Genomic DNA, 21,820 nt, shown 5'->3' on the forward strand with positions numbered 1-21,820 from the left:
CACGGTAACTGGATTAAGGTTGAAGGGTCGGTCTAATTACGATCTCGTTGACTCCGGTATCCTCAGGTTCATTAATGACGTATGCAATCGCTCTGGCAATACTGTATGGAGAAATAGCCATTTTCATGAATTCGCTGGCCATAGCCTGGATGGCAGGATTGTTAATCGAATGGGTTAGCTCTGTATCCGTTATTCCCGGTGAGATAATGGTGGTTCGAATATTAGAGGCCGGAGATTCTTCCTGGCGCAAACCTTCCGTTATCGCTCTAACTGCAAATTTGGTAGCGCTATATACAGATGAGGTTGGACTTACACTATAACCTGCAACCGAGGAAATATTGATGATATGTCCCGATTGCTGTTCTCTCATAGTTGGCAATACTGCGGCAATGCCATACAGAACTCCCTTGATATTAACATCAATCATGTTGTCCCACTCGTTGACCCTGAGTTCGTTAAGCTGGGATACAGGCATGATTCCGGCATTATTCACTAGAACATCGATACGTCCATACTGCTGTAAGGCAAATTGTGCAAGCTTCTGCATGTCTTCCGCTGAAGCCACATTTGTTATATGGTATACAGCCTCTCCGCCTTCTTTTTCTAGCTCGCTGACAATCGTTTGCAAGCGTTCCTCTCTTCTAGCAGCTAATACGACCTTTGCGCCGTTTTGGGCCAATAGCTTCGCTGTAGCTTCTCCTATTCCGCTGGATGCTCCCGTAATGATGATCACCTTGGATTTCAGGTTGTCCATTTGTTATCGCCCCTTAACATAATTTGCAACCAATTTTAATCAACAAATGTTGATTATTTAATAGCTGTTGATTATTATTATATAGAGAAGATAAGTTAATTCAATCGCTAATACTTGCAATTTTGTTTCATATACAACAACAGTACTAGAATTGTTCATTAACGTGAGGAGGCAAATTCAGTATGGATACCGCAACGAAAATAGATAGACGAATCCTGAGAACAAAGGAATCCATCAACAAGGCGTTTTTGGGATTGTTTTCCGAGAAAGAATTCGATCAAATCACCATTAATGATATTGCTGAACGGGCCAATGTAAACCGGGGGACCATCTATCTTCACTACACGGATAAATACGACCTGCTTAATAAATGTATAGAAGACCATCTAAGCCAAATGTTCATAGCATGCAAAGCGATCGATTACAATCTGGAAAAAATAGATCTGATCCGTGCCTTAATGCCGGCATTTACTTATTTCGAGGATAATTTTCTATTCTTTTCTTCCATGCTCACTAATCAAAGAACCTCCGTATTTCGGGAACGCATGCTGCACAATGTGGCAGCCAGCATAACAGAGAAGATCAATATGCAGGAGATCAATCAGGAAATGGATAATGAATTAATTACACAATTTATGGCCTCAGCCTTCGTTGGAACCGTGGAGTGGTGGATTCTCAATAACATGCCACGTTCACCTCAATTTATGGCAGAGCAGCTATGGAAATTGTTTCAAAGAAATGATATTTACCCGAGATGACACCTAATCAGAAATCAACAAAAAAACACATGCCTGAGCATGTGTTTTTTATTGAAAGCCTTATTCTTTTCAGGAAATTTTGAAGCCTAATATCGTAATATCGTCCCGCTGCGGCTCATCGCCCATATAATCGACCAGTCGACTGCGGAACAAAGCTTCCTGCTCACCCAATGGTTTACCATGGAACTGCTCGATCATTTCAATCAGCTTTTGCTTGCCGAACGATACATTCTTGACGCCGCCGTTCTGATCCAGATAACCATCTGTAGTCATATAAAAGGAAGCACCCGTACTTACGGTAAGCTCGGCATTCGTAAAGTTGAATTGGTTATTCGTTCTGACTGAACCTATGCTTTTGCGATCACCCTTGATCACCGTCAATTCCTGGTCGTTCTTCATATACAAGGAGGTTTTGGCGCCAGCAAATGTAAGCTGATCCCCTCTGATGAAACAAAGCCCGATATCCAACCCGTCATCCGACATCAGGTCTCCATGCTCGCGGTGCAGTGTTTCTTTAATCAGTCGGTTCATTGATTGCAGAATGGATGCCGGGTCCATAGTTTCTGCCGTCTCGGCAATACGATTGAGGATGGAGATGGAGATCATGGTCATCAATGCGCCCGGTACACCATGGCCTGTACAATCACCAATAGCTAATAAATAGCCATCATTGGTCTGCTTCATCCAATAAAAATCGCCGCCTACAACGTCACGCGGCTCCCATAGTACAAAATGATCCTGCAGCACACCCTCGATTTCCTCGCGCGAAGGCAGTATCGAGTCCTGAATCCGCTTCGCATAATCTATGCTATCGGTCAGCTTCTGCTTCTGCTCGGATATCTGCTTCGTTCGCTCCTGAACCGCCTGCTCGAGCTTGCGATTAAGCTCCAGAGCCCTCTTGTAGGGGTTGGCCAGGTTGCGTGTAACGAAATAAAACATGAAGATCATAGCTAGAATGCACAGCAGTGACGCAATGCCTGTATTAATTTTAATCGTATCGAGAAACGAAACCGAATCACTTCGCCGCATTTGAAACAGCAGCTTCCAATCTGTCGATTTGAGCGGAAAGCTGATTAAATCCATCTTCTGTCCTTCGCTGTCCATATAATCCAGGACTACGGGTTGTTGACCCTTGGAGTCGGTTTGATTGAATTGACCAAGCATTTGTTGAACGAGCTGTTCAGGAACAAGCGTGGACACCATGGCCCCCACCTTGCTGATATCATCTGACAAGTAGATTTTGCCGCTGTTATCGATCAACCACAAATTACTTTTGGCTCCATACTTGTATTCGGCAAAATTGTTTGCCAGCTCCTTCAGGCTTAATCCAATACCTGCTACTCCAACGGGTGCCTCTGTCTTACCAACAAGCACATTTACGAATACAAAAGTATCCTGCCGCACTTCGTTATAATCCAAATTAAGTGTAACCTGCTGTTTGGAAGCGACTGTTTTATAAAACCATTGGTCAGCGGCATTGCCTTCTGATAATACCTTGCTAGCCTGTCCGTTTTCAATCCAATAATTACCGGTCGCCTTGCTTGCTATAAAACCGTTGCTGTAGTCAAATCCGGTTGCCAGGTTATTAAGCTTTTCAATAACATGGCCTCGCAGCTTCTCATCCTTCTCGCCATCAGCCAGCCAGTTGATCAGCTCAGGGTCCTTAGCCAACATTAACGATGACTCTTTGGCCCGTTGAAGACGGCCATCGACCTTCGAAGCGACCGACTCGGCAATCCGCACCAAATCCTTGCTTTTCAGCTTATGGACAACTTCTTTTTCTGCAATGATATATACGCTTGTTCCAGCAAGTACAATAGAAAGCACAATAATGATGCTTGCGATTATGATAACTTTCATCAGATTGTGATCTTTTGCGCTCATGATTCCGTCTCCCAAGCCTGATCCAGAATAATCGTTCCCGGTAAAGTAAAATAAAACGTGCAGCCGTGATTTTTCACACTGTTAACGCCAATTTGCCCGTTATGCTGTTGCACGATTTCCTTGGCAATAGCCAGCCCAAGCCCCGTACCCGGAGTCGTGCTAGATTTAGCTTTAATGGCCCGATAAAACCGATCAAAAACATGCGGCAGCGCTTCCTCATCAATACCCTCTCCTGAATCACTTACCTTGAAGGTAACCTCACAGGGAAGTTCATTGGCTGACATCCGTTGCTTCTCAATATGAACCTCTCCGTGGATTTTAATCATACCTCCGGGGGCCGTATAGCGAAATGCATTATTCACAAAGTTATTCATAACCTGCTCAAACCGTTTCAAATCTATCGAAATCGAAACATACCCAGCCTCCGGGATGTTTTCTTGAAAATCCTCGACACTGAACTGATAGCCACGATCCGCCGCTTCAAGCTCAAATCTCCCCCGCAACAAATCCAGCACCTGCTCCAACGGGTATTCGGAAAATTGGAAAATAGCTTTGCTGGCTTCAAGCTTGGACAGCTCAAACAAGTCATCTACCAGGTCATTTACGAGCAGCACCTTATTATAAATCATCCGTAAATGCGGTTCGCCCGGTTCGATCACGCCATCCAGCATCGCTTTGACATAACCCTGAACAGAGGTCATCGGTGTACCAAGCTCATGTGAAATATCACTCATCAGCTTACGACGCGATTTTTCGAGATGCTGCAGATCATGATTCATTTGGCGCATTTCATCCTCGTGCTGTTTGATGTTTTTGCCCTGGATGTCGCTGATCTTGAATATTTTGGTCGTCAATTTGATGAGGCGCTCATAATCAATGACCAGCTTGGAGAATTCAGGCAGCAGCTCGTTATGCTCATGAGCAGCATCCTCCATAATTTTGCGGGATGCCTCCAATATTTTCCGTTCATTTCCAAACAGATTTTCTTGATCCATTGCCGGCTTCAAACCTCTTTCTGTGCAATGATTTGAAATGGCAGCTCCAGATCTTCCTTAAATTCTTCAGCACACTCGATTTCACTTTCATTATCCTCACTGCAAAACCAGTTCAGATTGAGCTCCTTGCCATCATGAAAAGCTTTATTGAATTTTTCCAACAGCATCATGATACACTTCGAGCTGCTTGTATTGATGTAAGGCAGGCAGAATTCGATCTCAACCTTCTCCCCACCAAGATTATGTAAATATTGTTCAACCCATTGTAGAATAGGTTCGTAAAATTTAAACGAATTTTCAGGATAAGATTGTCCGCGAACAGATAGCCTATGATTAGTCGGATTGAAAAAAATCTCCGGTGTGCTTCTTGTAGCTTCAATACGCAATACGTCTAACATCTATTCACCTGCTTTCTATACGGTTGCTTTTAATGTAAAAAAGGAAAATTGCGAATCCAGCTCCGTGATCGTATATTCCAATGGCTGCTTAACCTTTCTGGCAATATCAATCAAACCTAATCCGGCTCCCGCACCTTCCAGCTCTGAAATATCCTGCTTGCGTTTCAGTTTGTACATCTTTTTCAATTCTTCCTTATCGAGTAGGTTAATCTCGTCTAATGCCTTGATCAGCTTGGCTGTATCACGGTTTTGAATCTGATTGCCGGAGCATACATAATTGCCAGTCTCCGTTTTGCCTATGGTAACAATACAAGATTCTGAAATTCGGTCACCAAAATCGGAATCCTGCATCAAGGAACAATAATTTTTAATATTTTGCGTCTGCTCGATAAAAATTGAGAACAGGTCGAAAATCGCATTTTGTGGGCGCTTCTCGGTCTCCAAATATTTCTTAACCGCTTCACCGAGCTCTTCTATAATACTTTGAGTAAATTTTCCGGAGAAGGTGATTAATAGACTATGCTCGCGCAATAAGGTTTGCAGCTCCAATAATTTATGGTTCATGGTTTGTCTACACCTCTATTTTTAAGATTTGGGCAGATATGAATTAAATTTATAACCGATCCCCCGAATATTGTGAATATACTTGAACTGAGCAACAGGTGTTTCCAGTTTCTTGCGAAGACTGCTAATGTGGACCATCACGGTACGGGTATCAGAAATGCTGTCTGCTCCCCAAATATTTTGATAAAGCTCATCCAAGGAAAATACTTGATCCGGCTGCCGCGCCAAAAATATGAGCAGCTGCACTTCCTTCGCAGACAGTGGAACATGGATTCCGTTAACATGCACCTGGAAATTAACCAGATCTACAGTCAAACCATCAAAAGAAAGTGTTCTCAGCTCGTCCTTCTTAACTGGAGTGGCCCCCCTGCGAAAAATCGGTGCTCTCCTGAGATTCGCCTGCACTCTCGCAACCATGACCTCGGGATCGAATGGCTTTGTAATATAGTCATCAGCGCCCAGCTTCAGACCCTCCACAATGTCATCCGAATCCTTATTACAGCTAATAAACACGATTGGAACGTTGGAAACCTCACGGATTTCCTTGCACACGGTAAGCCCATTCATACCATCCAAATTAATATCCAGCAAAATCAATGCGGGTGTGCTGTTCTCAAATTGATCGAGGGCTTCTTCCCCCGCCTCTGCTATAACAACGTTGAATCCTTGCTTACGAAGGTAGAGCTCAATCAAGCTGCTGATTTCCCGATCATCCTCTACTAGCAATATTAATTCACCTGACATGATTTCACCCCTTATGTAGACACATTTTGTCATTTATTAATACACCTGCAAGATGTACGATTTTCGCAAAAAAATCATTAATTCTATTATACTTCTACGAGCATATCATTTGAACTACTTTTTTAAGAAAAATGTAAAGATTTGGCGAATATGAATAACCTGTGAAGCATTTCCACGAAAAAAAGAGCGACAAGCACCATCGATTTCGACAAAAACCGACACTACTTCTCACCCTTATATTCAATTTATTTGATCAATAATGGTTTGCTTGGTTTTACTTGATAATAACTGCATATACCTTTCCAGGCCCATGGATACCGATAGTCAGATCATTCTCGATATCCGCGCTGCGGCTCGGACCTGTAATCAGATTTAGAGAGGAAGCATACTGACTCGCATCATGCTTGCCGTTCGTAACTTGCTGAAAAGCTTCACCCATTCGCGTGACAAGCTGATCGGCACGAAAAACAGCGAATAATATATCGGTCAACAGACTTACGGAACGACCATGCTCAGGGGAGCATTGCAGTACAAGCGTGCTCGTATTAGCTACAGCATAATCGGGCCATATAATACCCATCTCGCACCGCTCTGTCCGCTGAAGCAGCCGGCTGCGCTGCTGCCAGTTTGAAGGAGCTGCCACCTGCTTGTCGGTATGTACCGAGGACAGCTCGATCGGACCGGAATCCGCCGTCGCTTCAAGCTTGCTCGGATCCACAGAGTCAGCCTCGATCGGGTGAACATCGGCTTGTTCAGCAGCAACTGTCGAGTCAGGTCTGGCGGTACCAATTGAGCCCGACATATCCGTACCTGCCGGACCACCTTCCTGAGCAGCGCTCGGGTCGAGAATCCAGGGGACTACCTCGACTCCCGCTGCTGACAGAGCCCCGTCCACATTCAATCCGATCAAACCTGCATGCTCCCAGCGTGATGCCCGTTTGACCTGCAGCTCCTCCACGATCTGCTGCAGCCATACGCCAAGCTTCTCCTCTGCCTCCGCCGCTTCCACGACCAGCACCTTGCCTGTCAACGCTGTCCAGTTATCAGTAAAAAGCTGAATTTTCTCCTCGGTTGTCCGTTCTATTTCTTTATAAAATGCAGGCGCTCCTCTGTAAGGATGCTCCGGTGCCACGGCATCAGGCGACTTGCGCCCCAATCTTGAAGAAATATTCGCGATAAAAGAATCGCGGCCACGAATCTGTCCGGGCTTAATGGTCATGATGCTCACCTCTGTTCTTCGAGTCTGCCGTAGATGCCGCAATAGGAGCAGCAGCGCTTCCCGCAGAGGACTTCATTTCCTGCTGCAGCTTATTCCACTTATCCCGAAACGACTCCTTGGGCTTCATAGGAAAGAAGCGGGACTGCGTCCAGCCCGACATCGGTCCCGGACCTTTCTTAATAAAGCCTTTGCTAATAAAAGGCTTCTGCAAATAGTAAGCGGAATTCATCGCTACCTTGTACAGCTTGACGTTACCAAACACAGTTTGGAATGTCTTAAAGGCAGTACGCTCGGCAAACGGGGTCAGCCCCATCTTTACCTTGCGATTACGCAGCTGTACGAGCATATCATGCAGCGGAATTTTCACTGGGCATGCCTCATAACAAGCTCCGCATAAGCTTGAAGCATAGGCCAGCTCACCGGCTTCCTTCATGTCCTGCTGCAGCAGCGGAGTCAATACAGCTCCGATGGGTCCACTGTACACGCTGCCATAGGTATGACCGCCAACATGCCGGTACACAGGACATACATTCAGACAGGCTGCGCAGCGGATGCAGTTCAGAACCTCTTGGAACACCGGATCGCCAAGCTGCTCGGAGCGTCCATTATCCAGTACAATCAGATGGAGCTCTTCAGGTCCATCCAGCTCGCCTTCACGCCGCGGCCCTGTAATCATGGAGGTATAGGTTGTCAGCTTCTGCCCCGTAGCGCTTCTCGCCAGCAGATTCAGCACAACCTCCAGATCATCAAAGGTCGGAACCAGCCGCTCCATTCCCATAATCACTACATGCGACTTCGGTATCGTGCTGACCATTCGCCCATTTCCTTCATTGGATACAAGCGTGATCGAGCCGGATTCAGCCACACCGAAATTACAGCCTGTCAAGCCAATATCGGCCTCCAGAAAATAATTACGCAGCTTTTGTCTGGCAAAATCGGCCAGAACCCTCGTTTCCGGAGGAAAGCTTTCCCCGGACTCCTCGTTGAACAGGTCGGCAATCTGCTGCTTGTTTTTGTGAATCGCAGGAATAATCAGATGTGATGGCGTTTCCTTGGCAAGCTGCAAAATATACTCACCCAGATCCGTCTCAATCGCTTCGATCCCATGCTCCTCCAAATGGTGGTTCAGATGAATTTCCTCGGACACCATCGATTTGCCTTTGGCAACCAGCTTCGCTTTACGCTTCTCGGCAAGTTCCATAAAGGTCTTTACAGCCTCATCGGCAGTACGGCAAAAGTACACATGCCCGCCCGCCTTGGACACATTATCCGTGAACTGGGTCAAATAATAGTCCAGATTATCAATAACATGGGTACGAATCAATCGTCCACGCTCACGCCACTGCTCCCAATCGCCAAAATCATCTGTCGCCTTCAGCTTCCCGGTCTTCAGCTTATCCGTTGTGAACGCAACCGCCTTCCGCAAAAAATCGTCAGCCAATGCTTCTTCAGTACGCTGCTTTAAACCGCTACCGATTAACTGCCTAGTTTCGACCTGACTCATTGCGCTTCACTCCTTCCTCAAGCAGCTGTGCCAAATGCATCACCCGAATTGGCTTATTATCTTTATTCAAAGCCCCGCCGATATTCATCAGGCAGCCCATATCGGTTCCTACCAGCACTTCTGCACCGGTCGAGCATACATTTCCTGCCTTTTCGCATACCATTGCCTCTGACATATCGGCCATTTTGACGGCAAAGGTACCGCCAAAGCCGCAGCAATCTTCCTTTTTCGGAAGCTCGATCAGTTCAAGCCCCTTAACCTTCGACAATAAAGCACCCGGCTCTTCCTTCACGCCCAACAACCGCATTGCATGACAGGAAGGATGGTAAGTGACCTTCTTATCAAATTGCGCGCCTAGATCTGTTACACCAAGTACTCCTACCAAAAATTGTGAAAATTCGTACGTCTTTTCCACCAGCTGCTCAGCCTTCAACAGCCATTCAGGCTCATTGGCAAACAGCTGCGGATAATAGTGGTGAACCATACCGGTACAGGAACCGGAAGGCGATACCACATAATCACTATGCTCAAAAGCGCGAATCAGCCCGCGTGCAACTTCTCTAGCCTCATCCTGATAGCCGCTGTTAAAAGCCGGCTGTCCACAGCAGGTTTGCTGCTCTGGAAAGTCAACCTCACACCCGTAACGGGTTAACAGCCTTACGACACTTTCACCAACCTCGGGATACAGCTGGTCCGCCAAACAAGTAATAAACAGGGAGACTCGCATCTGGATACCTACCTTCTCTAAATTAACCATCAATCTTATACTTATCAGGTTATCAGATATGTTGGTTTTTTGAAAGTCTTTTTATTAAAAAACAGCAAAAAACCGCTGCTGAGCATCGGGGTTCTAGTCAGTGTTCTCTATGTAATCGATTATCCATGCATAAATAATAAACGCCCCTGTCTATTTTCCAATAAACAGGGACCTTTATGTGGTATTACTATTCACTTTTTTCTTAAGCTCCATTCATTTACCTTACATCATCAGAACATCTTCAGAATGAACATCATCAGATCAAATTTATTAAGGTTTTAAATTTTTGTTGCTAATGCTTGTATTCGGTCATTCGGTTTCAGGTTGAGGTCCCCACATGCTCTGAATGCTTCGGAAATGAGCATGCTTCGCTTACCTACGTCATTGGACTATCCCCTTTCCCTTCAGATCCTTTGCTTTTATTTTACTTTCAGCATCAAGGTTAACTTCAAGCACCCTGAACTGAAACTTGTTAATGGCTTTAATTAAGCTCGTAACCATTCGATTAACCATTGGATAGTAGTTTGTTATGTCACTGGGTCCCCGCATGCTCGGATGGCTTCAGATTAAGCATGCTTCGCTAACCTACGTCATTGGACTATCCCCTCTCCATACAGTTTCATTACAACATCATTTGTATGATTACTTTCAGTAACTAGAGGTTTTAACCTCTGTACCGAAACTTGTAAACGAATGTAAAGATGGAAATTTGATGGCTTACAGTAGTGAACTGGGATGTTTGCTGTGTGTGCTGCTGTTCTTTTGTTAAGTTCATATTAATATATTATTAGATTATTGTAAATATTCAGATAATTCTGTTTTATGGGCTAAAAGCCTGAATTTTTAACTCAGCTCCCCATTACCTGCCAATTTCATTTAATTGCTCTATGATCCTATGTATATGAATATTGCCTTCCATATATGGCAAAACAAGCTCTTATTTTTTTAAAAATTTTAGTAAAACCTGTTCAACATGGAACAGATGCCTGCGCATCGCTTCCTGGGCAGCGGCAGGCTCCTGATCACGAATCGCCTCAAATATCGCTTTATGCTCCTCCCACAGCTGCTTCGATACGGTTTTGTTGGCATACATCTGCAGACGTCTCGTTTCTCTGATGGCCGTCTGCATTTGTGTAGATATCGAATCGATCATCCGTGCCATGATGGAATTGTGCGCCGCTTGCGCCAATGTCAAATGAAACAACAGGTCAGAACGCTCTCCCTCCTGCTCATTACCAAGGAAATTCTCCATATTACGGATGATTTCTTCCAATTTGGCGATATCCTCTGCATTCCGTTTCTCCGCGGCCAATGCGGCATTGGAAATTTCCAGCGCCTTGCGCGCTTCAATCAGCTCAATGACCGTCTCCCGATTCATCAGCAGCGCATCAAATAAAGGCAAATCTACATCCTGCGATTCGATGCTTCGCACGTAGCTGCCTTCACCTTGGTGAATTTCAACAAGTCCCATAGCCTTTAATGCGCTTAACGCTTCACGGAGCGTAGATCTGCCTACCTGAAATCTTTCCGACAACTCCTTGGCAGAAGGGAGCTTCTCTCCCGGCTTCAACTGACCGCTAATAATTTGCTCCTTGATCTGGTCCGCTATGACTTCATATATTTTACGTGAAGATATTTTTTGAATGTCCAACCCCGACGCCTCTTTTCTTTATACAAAATGTCTGTAGTCGTTGAAATCATTATTAAAAGTAACAAACTTCCTGTTAAAAGTATATCCTGTGACCAAAACGTTACCACATATCATCAGGATCAACGGTAATGTGCTATATAAAAAACGATATTCGAACATATGATTCATGGACTATATGTAGCTTTGCGAGGATTTACGAAATAATCCAGGGGTTATCCCGACTGTCTTCCGGAACAAACGGATGAAGTAGTTGTAATCATGAATACCTACCTGTGCTGCTATTTCCTGAACAGGCATGCTGCTGTGAACAAGCAGCCGCTTGGCCTCTTCCATCCTCATCAGATGATGATACTGAAGCGGACTCATGCCGGTATGCTGCTTCAGACAGCGGGCAGCATAATCAAAGTCAAAATGAAGCTGATCCGCAACCCGCTGTGCCTCGAACGGCTCGTTGCTATGCTCCCGTATATACAGCTTGAACTGCTCGGCAATCACATGAGATCTTGTCGAGCGGCGGTTCGCTCTCAAGCCTGCCTGCACAAGGGACAGCAGCCTGCCCAAGGCTACCTGTACATCAACGGCATGCTCTAAGGTGAGACTGCTGCGCAGCCGCAGCATATCTTCAAGCGTTGGCAGGAGCGGCCGGATATCGATCTTGCCATATTTGGGTAGAAATAATGATTGCTCCGAGGGAATCAGGTCACTATCTGTTCCTCTGCTTACCAGGGTTGACCAAGGTATTTGTTTCTCGGCCATTCTTGCTACTGGACGCTCGTGCTTGAAATGAACCCAGTAAATTGAGGTGTCCTCCGTGCATGGCATATACCCGCAGTGTGTCCGTCCCGGCTCCATCAGCAGCATTTCCCCGCTCTGAATCTCATACGGGATGCTATCCTCCCTCATATATAAGGTCCCAGAGCACACAATCAACATGTCGTAAACCTCAAAGCATCGCTCAAAATGCTGCATACCCGGTTTCCAAACCGAGTGGCCTATGGTTAGAAACTGCGGAAGCGGCGGAATAGGTAACTGGAGGATATCCATCTCGACACTCCTTAGACTTTTGCGTAGCAAAGCTTGGATCGTAAGCGTAACCTAATGTTCCAGCCTGTCAGGTCTTTGTATATTCAGTGTAACGCAAACAAAACTCATTCACAAACGATTCCAGTCGAAAATGTGCTATAAAAAGTCGCTAGCTCGCCTATTCCCTTCTCCCGGCGGGCTTTATAGTGGTAAGGTAGTCTTCATTGTATCCGTATTCACCATCATTTACCCTTGAAGGAGAGTGTCATTTATGCGTTTTCGTCAGGTACATTTGGATTTTCACACCTCAGAGGCGATTCCCAATATCGGCAAGCAATTTTCCAAGCAGCAATTTCAGGACATGCTGATCCAAGGACATGTGGATTCGATAACGATTTTTTCCAAATGTCATCATGGCTGGGCCTATCACCCTACCGAGGATAATGAAAGGCACCCCCATCTGGATTTTGATCTGTTAGGTGCCATGATAGAAGCAGCCCATGAGATTGATGTCAAAACCCCTATTTATGTATCGGCAGGACTGGATGAGAAGCTGGCACGCCGCCATCCGGAATGGTTGATCCGGGATATTAACGACAACACCAATTGGCTGGATGGCTTTATGAAGCCGGGTTATCACCAATTTTGTCTGAATTCTCCTTATCTGGACGTACTCGTACGCCAGGTAGAGGAGGTTGTCCGCAAGTATGAGGGGGACGGTATCTTCCTCGATATTGTTGGCGTACGTAAATGTTACTGCCACAATTGTGTTCGTACACTTCGTGATGAGGGACAGGATCCGCGCGACACCGCGGCGGTCGTTGCCTTAGGGGAGCGCGTCTATGCCAACTATACCCAATGTATTCGTGAAGCGATTGACGCCATCAAGCCTGGTTTGCCTGTTTTCCACAATGGAGGCCACATTCGCCGTGGACGCAGAGACTTGTCCGCCATGAACACACATTTGGAGCTGGAATCGCTGCCGACCGGGGGCTGGGGCTACGATCATTTCCCGCTTTCCGCACGTTACGCTCAGGGTCTTGGCATGGATTATCTCGGCATGACCGGAAAATTCCACACAACCTGGGGCGAATTCGGCGGGTATAAGCATCCCAACGCGCTTCGTTATGAAACCGCCCTCAGTATTGCTAACGGCGCACGCTGCTCAATCGGCGATCAGCTTCATCCGGAAGGGTTGATGGATCCGGCTACTTATGCCTTAATTGGTGCGGCTTATCGTGAAGTTGAGCAAAAAGAAGCCTGGTGCAGCGATGTCCAAGCGATTGCCGACGCTGCCCTGCTATCTGTTGAAGCTATCGGTGCGTTCAAGGAAGAAAAACGTGAGGACCGTTCTGGATCAGCAGATGCCGGGGCCATACGTATGCTGCTCGAAGGAAAGATTTTGTTTGATGTTGTCGATCTGGACAGTGATTATACACGCTATAAAGTACTGATTCTTCCTGACGACATTCTGGTCAGTCCCGAGCTGCAGGCCAAGCTGAATGCCTACTTGGCACAAGGCGGCAAAATTCTGGCTACCGGACGTTCTGGACTGAACGAAGCAGGAGATGCATTTGCCATAGATCTGGGTGTCGCTTGGGAAGGACCCAATTCGTATAAACCCGATTATTTCCGCCCAAGCTTTGAGCTGACTAACCTCTCGAATGCCGCTTTTATTTTCTACGCAGATGGACAACGCGTAAGTTTAACCGACGGACAAGAGCTCGGCAGGCGGGAAAATCCTTATTTTAACCGGGAAGTGTTTACCTTCTGCTCCCATCAGCATACCCCAAGCGCCCAGCAGTACGACGGCCCTGGCATGGTCGAGAGCACGAACGGGATTTATTTGGCCTGGAACGTATTCAGCGATTATGCGACTAAAGGCAGTCTCGCTTTGAAGGAATGCGTACTATTTGCGCTGAACCGTCTGCTCCCGGATAAAACCTTGAGTACCAATCTGCCTGCGCAGGGTATTGTAACCTTGATGGAGCAGCCGGCCCAGCATCGCTACATTAATCATATCCTGTATGCCTCTCCCGTCAAGCGCGGCAATGGTGTAGAGGTGATAGAGGACATTGTGCCTATATACGATACCCAAGTGACGGTGAAGCTTGGAAAGAAAGCTAAGCAGGTTTACCTGGCACCGCAAATGGAGCCACTGCCATTTGCGGTGAGTGAAGCGGGGACTGATGTATCCTATACGGTGCCAAAGCTGGAATGTCATCAGATGGTTGTCATCGAGGTTTGAGGAATACGGGAACGATATCGCAATCGCATCAGAATTGAAATTGCAGCTGCCGGATTCGGTAAAGTTTCACACAGTTTATTTTGAAGAAAGCTTGAGAAATCAGGCTTTTTTCGTTTGTATCTACTCTGCTTCCGATTCATTTAACGCATTAACCCTATCGCATCCTTACCCTTCATCCCCGGTACAATACCCAAGCGTTCTGCTTCATAGGTGACGGATTCCAGTGGAGCCTCCAGCAGTTCTTCGATCGTCTTGACTCCCGTTGCTCTCGCTGCAAGAATGTGGCGATCCTTCAATCTTTCATTCAGCAGTCCGACATCCAGGGCTCCACACATAATATATCCACGGTCAGTTGTCACTACAATCAGCGTCGTTTTGGGCAGCTTAACCTCAATCGCCAAGGCCGTGAAACCGTCTATTTCAACAGGATGCATCTGGATCATATACGCACCTCCTTTATCAAACTTACACTGCAGTATATGAACAGCGCTGATGAAAGTTATGGGCTATTCGGAAAAATACATAGTGGTTTGGTCATGAACTCGTAAAAGTATGGGCTACTTTTGTACTAGAAAAAGTGATATAGTTAGGTTAGGCATCGTTCAAATGGAGGAGTCCACATGGATATTAAGCAAAATCATATAGACAAACGCAGATTTCTATTCAATGTAGATATCCTGATTGAAAGCGAATCCAATGGCCATGCTCTGGAGAAGCTACTCCACTTGTTAAATACATCCGAAGTTCAAGATTATTTGGTCAAAGAGGGCATTCATTTAGGTAAAACCATTGAGGTCATCATGCGGGAAACGATTAGCAAGCAACAAGCAGACACCAATTCCGAGGAAAAACCAGATAAAACTAAAACAACCAAGCCTTTGGATAAAGCTGCAGCCGCCCCGAACATGAAGAAGGATAGCGTCGCCAGCTCCATCAAGCTGGAAGATCCGCATCAAGCCATCTGGGATCAATTTCAGGGCTTTAAGGAACGCAATTCTCTGGTTCGTCTCACCATTGTCAAAGCCAAAGGCATCAAGCTGAGCCTGCCCTGTCGTATTCTAAATGTGGATGCGCCCGGTGGCATGGTCTCCGTGTATCATGTTGATGAGAAGCAAGTCTACCTGTTCAAAATCAACGAAATTGATGATTTCGCAGTAAATTCATAAGAAAAGCTTCTGATCGAAGTCTATTCGACGAAGATACATCCGTGTTTTATATGTAGCTTTTCTTGTGAGATAAGACGTTCATGCCACCTCGTGGCATGAACGTCTTATCTCTTAAAAAACGCCTTTAACGGGGATACGATTCTCTCCCACGTTAAAGGCGTTTTTTATTCCCCTGACTCCTCATCCTGATGGGCTGCTACCTGTTGAATACGCAGCATCAGCTCCTCCGCCTTAACCGTGCTGACCGGAGGACTGAACCAATAGCCCTGTATTTCATTACAATGGTTGTTGCGCAGAAAAACCAACTGATCCTCCGTTTCAACCCCTTCGGCGATCACCCTCAGGTTCATATGCCGCGTCATTGAAATAATGGAAGCGACAATCGCTGCATCATTAGGGTCTGTCATGATGTCACGTACAAAAGATTGGTCGATCTTCAGCTTATCGATTGGGAATCTTTTTAAATAGGATAATGAGCTATAGCCTGTACCAAAATCATCGATACTGATTTTCACACCCAAAGCTTTCAGCTCCAGTAATACACCAATCGCAAAGTCAACATCCATCGTACTGCTTTCGGTAATTTCAAGCTCCAGGTAAGATGCAGCCAAACCGGTCCGTCGTAAAACCTCCGATACTTGATCGCGCAGGTTATGCTGGAGAAACTGCCGGGTTGATAAATTCACAGACACAGGTACAAACAGAAATCCTTCGTCCTGCCACTGCTTATTTTGGCGGCATGCTTCCTGCATCACCCATTCACCAATCGGTACGATTAAACCGCTCTCTTCGGCATAAGGTATAAACTCATTCGGGGGTACGAGCCCTCTGACGGGATGAAGCCACCGAATTAAAGCTTCAAAGCCGACAATGTCACCCGTTTCAATATCCATTTGCGGTTGATAATACAGCATCAGCTCGTTATGACTTAATGCCCGCCGCAGGTCATTTTCAAGGGTTAGCCGCTGTAAGGAATCGGATTTCATTTCTGTATTAAAGACTTGATAGGTCTGCTTGCCCTTATTCTTGGCATGAGTTAAAGCAATGTCTGCGTATTTGATCAAAGTTTCTGCATCCAGCTCTTCATCTGATAACAGAGCAATACCGATACTTGCCGTAATATGTAATTGGAACGCATCTAATGTAAAGGGCTCCTCCAGAACCGCCATCACCTGCTCAGCGAGCTCCGTCACTGGGATCGTATAAGAGCGTCCAGTGAAAAATAATGCAAATTCATCACCTTGGGTACGTGCCAAAAAGTCATCGGGTGTGATACAGCGACTGAACCTCTCCGCAAGCTGCAGCAGCAGCATATCCCCATAATCATGGCCAAAGCAATCGTTGACCACCTTAAAGCGGTCGATGTCTATTAAGAATACAACCAGAAATCCATGAGGCGGATACGACCTGGAAATCACTTCGTTCAATTGGTTGACAAACAGGCTGCGGTTGGGAAGTCCCGTCATATCGTCATAATAAGCCATATGGCGAATTCGTTCTTCTGTTCGCTTGTTAGCGGTTATATCCTGACCAGTGACGATAATACCAGTAACATCCAGACCTTGCTTAATGGGGGCAGCCGTAGCATCCAGATCAACCCGATAGCCATCCTTATGCTGTACGGCCGTTTTGAAAGTTTGCGGAGTGCCTTCACAAGCGTCTTGAACAGCCTGCAAGGAGTGTTGGACGGTTTCCTCGGAGAGCAACGAGTGAAAGGAACGATTGTTCATATCTTCTTTCAAATAACCCAAAATTTGTTCCGTATTCCCGTTTGCTTTGATGATCACACCATCGCGATCCATCAAAAATACAATGTTAGGATTGTGCTCGAACAAAGATTCAAATACAGATTGATTTTCCTTTAGCCAGCTTTCCATCGAATCATGCACAGTACAACCTTTGACCTGCTTGCTGCTGACAAACCATCCGGGGCGATATAACAAAAGACCAAGATAAACGAATGTAATTGTACTGAATCCCACAACAAGAGGGTAGGGGAACCGCAAAGCCACTGCCAAGGCAAACAGAAAATTGGAAGCGAATATTACGTAAAGCTTTGCGGGAACCGTACTGGAGCCGGCAGCCTTAATCATCATAGAGCCCCCCTTCTGCAGAATATTACAGATAGTACCCCAAGCTCAACCTATTTCTTGATGTTTTTTCTTGCTGCGTTAATAAAAAATAACCATCCCAATAAAAAGGCTACCCCGCCAAACGGCGTAATCACGCCAAGCATCGTGACTCCTGTCATGCTGAGCACGTACAGGCTTCCCGAAAATAATACAATACCGATCAGCATCGACCAGCCTGCTTTATTCAGACTGCTGTTATTCGGTAGGTAGGCGGATGCGAAGCCAATAAGGATTAGTCCAAGTCCATGGTACATCTGGTACTGGACACCTGTCTGAAAGTTAGCAAGCATGTTCGGAGGTAATGCATCCTTTAGTGAATGTGCACCAAAAGCACCAAATAAAACAGACAAAAAGGCGCAAATACAGCCAATGATCACAAAACGAGCATTCATTCCATGAGCCTCCACGTAGTAATAGATTTACACCTCGCCAACGTCATGCTGGCCAATAATTAATGTTCTGGGTTCAAGATACACTCGTGTCGTGGCAGGTTGAGTGATCAAATCAATTTCAATATCAACAATGCGAATGCGCTGTTTCTTGCCCTCTCGTCTATCATAGACAACATCAAACTGTCTTAATCCCAATTCATTCGTTATAACGGAAGAGCCTACAGCGAGCGCGGACAGCTCAAAATCACCATGATCAAACAATACCTCTGCCATAATTTCATCGTTCATATCAACAATTTTCACAGACTGACTGATTAAATATTTCACTCAAACTCCCCCTTAGCTGTGCTGATGCTTCAAAAATTTGAATTCGACATAATCCTCCTTAATTCCTGCTTATACCAAAAAATTGTAGGACCAAGTCCTATGCCTAGTAATATTACTTGTAATAAATATAAAACCTGAGATATAATTTTTCGAATAACGGTTATGCGGGAGGGGCTATCGGCTTATGAATACCATCATTGATATGAACGAGGTTAGCTATCGAAGAGATCAGAAGACTGTGCTTAATTGTATCAACTGGCAGGTCAATCAAGGCGAGAATTGGGCTATACTTGGTTTAAACGGCTCCGGAAAAACTACACTGCTGAATCTCTTAAATGGTTATATGTGGCCAACCTCAGGAAGTATTCAAGTATTGGGACATCAATTTGGTGATGTGGATGTCCGCGAGCTTCGCAAAACGATCGGTTGGGTAAGCTCTTCCTTGCAAGAGAAGCTGTACGGCTCGGATCGTACACAGTATGTCGTAATCAGCGGTAAATATGCCTCCATCGGTTTATATGAAAAGCCGACTGAGGAGGATTACGAGCAGGCTTTAAGCTTGATGAAACGGTTGGGCTGCAGCCATCTGGTAGACCGGACTTATCAAACCTGCTCGCAAGGTGAAAAGCAAAAGCTGCTCATAGCCAGAGCATTAATGGCCACGCCGGCTTTATTGATTTTGGACGAGGCTTGCAACGGACTGGATTTCATATCAAGAGAGATGCTGCTTACGAGCATCACAGAGCTGGCTGCGCAGCCTGATGCCCCTCATCTCCTTTATGTCACCCATCATACGGAAGAAATATTGCCTCTTTTCAGTCATAGCTTATTGATTCGCCGCGGAGAAGCTTTTATGCAGGGCAAAACTCGTGATGTAGTAACAGGAGCAAATCTATCCACATTTTTTGAAACGTCTGTTGACGTTCGCTGGCATCAGGATCGCCCTTGGCTGTCGGTTACTTAACCATGCACAGCTCAACTCCCGCAGGGCCAAATGAACTATTTGGCTCGGGTTTGTGCTATTATAGTAAATATAACAGTTACTAAACTGGAAGTAAGGGGGAGTCTGATGAGCACAATTTCTGACAACAGCAAGGAAACCGTCATCGAGGCAACGACTGTATCGTCTCTATGGAAGTCTTTAATGGAATTAAATCGTCAAGTTAAGCAAATGATTCAGCTTATGAGTATTGAGAGCGGTATTTCTTATTCCTCCGTTTGCCTTATTTTCAAACTGGAGCATGTACCATCATTAAAAATGAACGATATTGCCGGTTTTTTGTCCATTACCGTTGGTGCAGCTACCAGTTTAGTTGACAAGCTCGAATCACAAGGATGGATTGAGCGCATTCGTTCCTTGGAGGATCGGCGTATTATTAATGTGCGCCTGACCGAACAAGGTATCCGTCAGCTGACAGAAATCAGAGAGCAGTTCACGGCGCGGGGAGAGCATATTTTCACTGCCATTCCTCAGGAGCAGCTCGCAAATATGGAACGGGAGTTAGGCAAAATCAACTCGATCATGAATCATTACAACCAAATATAAGCCAGATGCAAATAAACAAATAACCCTCCTACTCTAATCGTGACGTTGAAGGGTTATTCGCTATGAGTGCTGAAATCCGGGATATGAATTATTTCACAGACCACGCCGCCTTGTTCCTGTCGATTTGTCTTAGATGTATATTCACATGGTTAATGAAGCCTTGAAACAAATCCGAGATTGTAACTTCCTTTTCCCCGTTCAATCCTTTTTTACTCCAGTCTGCCTCCGTCAATCGCTCATAAAACAACGCATTATAATGTAAAATCGCCTGAAAAGCGCTTAATATTTCTGCTATAGAGGTTTCGTTGGCTCTGGAATCGGCCACCCATGCGTCCTGATCATAGAGCAGAAACGGTGGCAGCTGTGCGGAGCCTTCGGCCACGATCTTGCGTATGCGTATGGAATGCACCAGACTCGCGTCCACGAGATGAGCTGCTACTTCCTTAATGCTCCACTTGTCCACTGCCGGCTTCCACGCCAGCTGACCTTCAGACAAGCCTTCAACCGCTTGTTGAATCAAGGCAGAGGTTGCCCGGAAATCATGAATAGAACTTAAAGTAATCTCGCTCATCGTTATACTCCCCACTCTTCGAATAATTGGTGATTATGCTCTCCCTTAAGAGGAGGTTTGCGGTAAATCTGAAATTGATAGCCAGACAGCTTGATGGGATAGCCCACCGTCTTGGTCGTTGTGTTATTGGGCAGCTGAAGCTCATGCAGCAGACCCGAATCGGCAACTGCCTTATCGTTCAAGATGTCGGCAAAATTATTGATTGGAGCGCACGGTACGCCTCTGCGATCAAACTCCTGCAGCCACGCTTCCGCCGTTTGGGTACTGAAAACCGGCTGCAGGATCGCAGCAAGCTCTTTTTGGTTACGGGCTCGCATGGTTTGACTGATGAACCTCGGGTCATCGACGAGCGCCGACAAAGCTGTCGCTTCACATACCTCCCGCCACAGCTTATCGTTGCCGGCAGCAATGACAAAAGGCTTGTCGCTGCCCTGATAGCCCTGATAGGGAGCGTTGCGGGGATGTGCGCTGCCCAGACGTACAGGCGCCACCTGGTTGCCATAATATTCGCTCGTCTGCAGAGCGGATATACCGAGAACGCTTGCCAGCATCGAGCAATCGATGTAGGCGCCCTGCCCGCTTCGCTCCGCCTGCAGGATCGCAGCAACAACGGAATAGGCGCCGTACAAGCCAGCGGCAAAATCAGCTACGGGTACGCCGCATTTCACCGGCTCCCCATGTTCCTCGCCTGTCACACTCATCAGGCCGCTGATCGCCTGGATCGTCACATCGAAAGCACCCTTTTGCGAGTAAGCCCCTTCCTGTCCGTAGCCGGAGATCGAACAGTACACCAGCTTGGGATTGGACTGTGACAAGGATTTATAATCCAGACCGAATTTGCCCAGTACACCAGGACGGAAATTTTCAACGATCACGTCCGCTTTGGCACACAGCTTCCGAAGATTTGACAGCTGCTCCGATGATTTAAAATCGATCACGATACTACGTTTATTGCGATTCAGAGAGCTAAAATTAGAGCTGTAGGCTTCGCCGTCGTCATTTTCAAAAAAAGGCGGCCATTCCCTCATACTGTCTCCGATATCCGGTCGTTCCACTTTAACCACGTCAGCACCCAAATCGGCAAATAACATTCCGGCAAAAGGCCCTGCCGCAATCTGCCCAAATTCCAATACTTTAACGCCCGAAAGAGGTCCTTTCGTTAGCTGCTCCATGTAGGTCACCCCTTG

At 46.1% G+C, this 21,820-nt stretch carries 22 protein-coding genes; 5 read left to right on the forward strand and 17 right to left on the reverse strand.

What is annotated here, in order from left to right:
* Window positions 1-13: 13 nt before the first annotated feature.
* Window positions 14-754 carry an SDR family oxidoreductase gene (locus NST47_RS30150; protein ID WP_341158433.1) on the reverse strand — a complete coding sequence of 247 codons (741 nt, stop codon included), beginning with the start codon at window positions 752-754 and terminating at the stop codon, window positions 14-16.
* 182 nt (window positions 755-936) lie between these two features.
* Between NST47_RS30150 and NST47_RS30155 the strand changes: the two genes are divergently transcribed.
* A complete protein-coding gene (locus NST47_RS30155; protein ID WP_341158434.1) occupies window positions 937-1,512 on the forward strand; it encodes a TetR/AcrR family transcriptional regulator in 576 nt (191 codons plus the stop codon).
* 69 nt (window positions 1,513-1,581) lie between these two features.
* Here the strand turns inward: NST47_RS30155 and NST47_RS30160 are convergent, their stop codons facing one another.
* From NST47_RS30160 to NST47_RS30205, 10 genes are all read right to left on the reverse strand, one after another.
* Complete coding sequence (locus NST47_RS30160; RefSeq protein ID WP_341158435.1) at window positions 1,582-3,396, reverse strand: SpoIIE family protein phosphatase; 1,815 nt, start codon at window positions 3,394-3,396, stop codon at window positions 1,582-1,584.
* Window positions 3,393-4,391: a sensor histidine kinase gene (locus NST47_RS30165; RefSeq protein ID WP_341158436.1), complete on the reverse strand. Its 999-nt coding sequence runs from the start codon at window positions 4,389-4,391 to the stop codon at window positions 3,393-3,395. The genes NST47_RS30160 and NST47_RS30165 overlap by 4 nt, the downstream gene beginning before the upstream one ends.
* An 8-nt stretch (window positions 4,392-4,399) precedes the next feature.
* A complete protein-coding gene (locus NST47_RS30170; protein WP_341158437.1) occupies window positions 4,400-4,789 on the reverse strand; it encodes a DUF1987 domain-containing protein in 390 nt (129 codons plus the stop codon).
* Window positions 4,790-4,804: 15 nt separating this feature from the next.
* Window positions 4,805-5,353 (reverse strand): SiaB family protein kinase, encoded by a 549-nt coding sequence (locus NST47_RS30175; RefSeq protein WP_341158438.1) that lies wholly within the window; start codon window positions 5,351-5,353, stop codon window positions 4,805-4,807.
* A gap of 21 nt (window positions 5,354-5,374) precedes the next feature.
* The gene (locus NST47_RS30180) at window positions 5,375-6,097 is read right to left on the reverse strand and encodes a response regulator transcription factor (protein WP_076233075.1); all 723 of its coding nucleotides are present in this window, start codon (window positions 6,095-6,097) and stop codon (window positions 5,375-5,377) included.
* 274 nt (window positions 6,098-6,371) lie between these two features.
* Entirely contained in the window at window positions 6,372-7,316 is a 945-nt protein-coding gene (locus NST47_RS30185; RefSeq protein WP_341158439.1) for a LutC/YkgG family protein, read from the reverse strand.
* Window positions 7,306-8,820 (reverse strand): LutB/LldF family L-lactate oxidation iron-sulfur protein, encoded by a 1,515-nt coding sequence (locus NST47_RS30190; protein ID WP_341158440.1) that lies wholly within the window; start codon window positions 8,818-8,820, stop codon window positions 7,306-7,308. The genes NST47_RS30185 and NST47_RS30190 overlap by 11 nt, the downstream gene beginning before the upstream one ends.
* Window positions 8,801-9,547 carry a (Fe-S)-binding protein gene (locus tag NST47_RS30195; protein ID WP_341159789.1) on the reverse strand — a complete coding sequence of 249 codons (747 nt, stop codon included), beginning with the start codon at window positions 9,545-9,547 and terminating at the stop codon, window positions 8,801-8,803. The genes NST47_RS30190 and NST47_RS30195 overlap by 20 nt, the downstream gene beginning before the upstream one ends.
* A 967-nt stretch (window positions 9,548-10,514) precedes the next feature.
* Window positions 10,515-11,228, reverse strand: a complete 714-nt coding sequence (locus NST47_RS30200; RefSeq protein ID WP_341158441.1) for a FadR/GntR family transcriptional regulator — start codon at window positions 11,226-11,228, stop codon at window positions 10,515-10,517.
* A gap of 171 nt (window positions 11,229-11,399) precedes the next feature.
* A complete protein-coding gene (locus tag NST47_RS30205; protein ID WP_341158442.1) occupies window positions 11,400-12,272 on the reverse strand; it encodes a helix-turn-helix transcriptional regulator in 873 nt (290 codons plus the stop codon).
* Between the two features lie 250 nt (window positions 12,273-12,522).
* Here NST47_RS30205 and NST47_RS30210 point away from each other — a divergent pair, with 250 nt between their 5' ends.
* Window positions 12,523-14,499 (forward strand): beta-galactosidase trimerization domain-containing protein, encoded by a 1,977-nt coding sequence (locus NST47_RS30210; RefSeq protein ID WP_341158443.1) that lies wholly within the window; start codon window positions 12,523-12,525, stop codon window positions 14,497-14,499.
* A gap of 140 nt (window positions 14,500-14,639) precedes the next feature.
* Here NST47_RS30210 and NST47_RS30215 read toward each other — a convergent pair whose 3' ends face one another.
* On the reverse strand, window positions 14,640-14,942 hold the full coding sequence (locus tag NST47_RS30215) for a YunC family protein (RefSeq protein ID WP_076233069.1): 303 nt from the start codon (window positions 14,940-14,942) through the stop codon (window positions 14,640-14,642).
* Between the two features lie 177 nt (window positions 14,943-15,119).
* Between NST47_RS30215 and NST47_RS30220 the strand changes: the two genes are divergently transcribed.
* Entirely contained in the window at window positions 15,120-15,665 is a 546-nt protein-coding gene (locus tag NST47_RS30220; RefSeq protein ID WP_341158444.1) for a hypothetical protein, read from the forward strand.
* A 164-nt stretch (window positions 15,666-15,829) separates the two neighbouring features.
* On the opposite strand, the gene NST47_RS30225 is transcribed toward NST47_RS30220, so the two are convergent.
* From NST47_RS30225 to NST47_RS30235, 3 genes are read right to left on the reverse strand one after another with little or no spacing between them, the layout of a single operon-like run.
* The gene (locus NST47_RS30225) at window positions 15,830-17,758 is read right to left on the reverse strand and encodes a sensor domain-containing protein (RefSeq protein WP_341158445.1); all 1,929 of its coding nucleotides are present in this window, start codon (window positions 17,756-17,758) and stop codon (window positions 15,830-15,832) included.
* Between the two features lie 50 nt (window positions 17,759-17,808).
* Window positions 17,809-18,189 carry a DUF423 domain-containing protein gene (locus NST47_RS30230; RefSeq protein ID WP_341158446.1) on the reverse strand — a complete coding sequence of 127 codons (381 nt, stop codon included), beginning with the start codon at window positions 18,187-18,189 and terminating at the stop codon, window positions 17,809-17,811.
* A 27-nt stretch (window positions 18,190-18,216) separates the two neighbouring features.
* Entirely contained in the window at window positions 18,217-18,516 is a 300-nt protein-coding gene (locus NST47_RS30235) for a hypothetical protein (RefSeq protein ID WP_341158447.1), read from the reverse strand.
* A gap of 184 nt (window positions 18,517-18,700) precedes the next feature.
* Between NST47_RS30235 and NST47_RS30240 the strand changes: the two genes are divergently transcribed.
* Both NST47_RS30240 and NST47_RS30245 read left to right on the forward strand, forming a co-directional pair.
* Window positions 18,701-19,480 (forward strand): ABC transporter ATP-binding protein, encoded by a 780-nt coding sequence (locus NST47_RS30240; protein ID WP_341158448.1) that lies wholly within the window; start codon window positions 18,701-18,703, stop codon window positions 19,478-19,480.
* A 105-nt stretch (window positions 19,481-19,585) separates the two neighbouring features.
* Window positions 19,586-20,062 carry a MarR family winged helix-turn-helix transcriptional regulator gene (locus NST47_RS30245; protein WP_076233064.1) on the forward strand — a complete coding sequence of 159 codons (477 nt, stop codon included), beginning with the start codon at window positions 19,586-19,588 and terminating at the stop codon, window positions 20,060-20,062.
* A gap of 88 nt (window positions 20,063-20,150) precedes the next feature.
* Here the strand turns inward: NST47_RS30245 and NST47_RS30250 are convergent, their stop codons facing one another.
* Together NST47_RS30250 and NST47_RS30255 are read right to left on the reverse strand one after the other, a co-directional pair.
* Complete coding sequence (locus tag NST47_RS30250; RefSeq protein WP_341158449.1) at window positions 20,151-20,633, reverse strand: DinB family protein; 483 nt, start codon at window positions 20,631-20,633, stop codon at window positions 20,151-20,153.
* A gap of 2 nt (window positions 20,634-20,635) precedes the next feature.
* Window positions 20,636-21,805 carry a CaiB/BaiF CoA transferase family protein gene (locus tag NST47_RS30255; RefSeq protein ID WP_341158450.1) on the reverse strand — a complete coding sequence of 390 codons (1,170 nt, stop codon included), beginning with the start codon at window positions 21,803-21,805 and terminating at the stop codon, window positions 20,636-20,638.
* Window positions 21,806-21,820: the final 15 nt, after the last annotated feature.

Source organism: Paenibacillus sp. FSL H8-0034 (assembly GCF_038000305.1).
Classification (GTDB): Bacteria; Bacillota; Bacilli; order Paenibacillales; family NBRC-103111; genus Paenibacillus_S.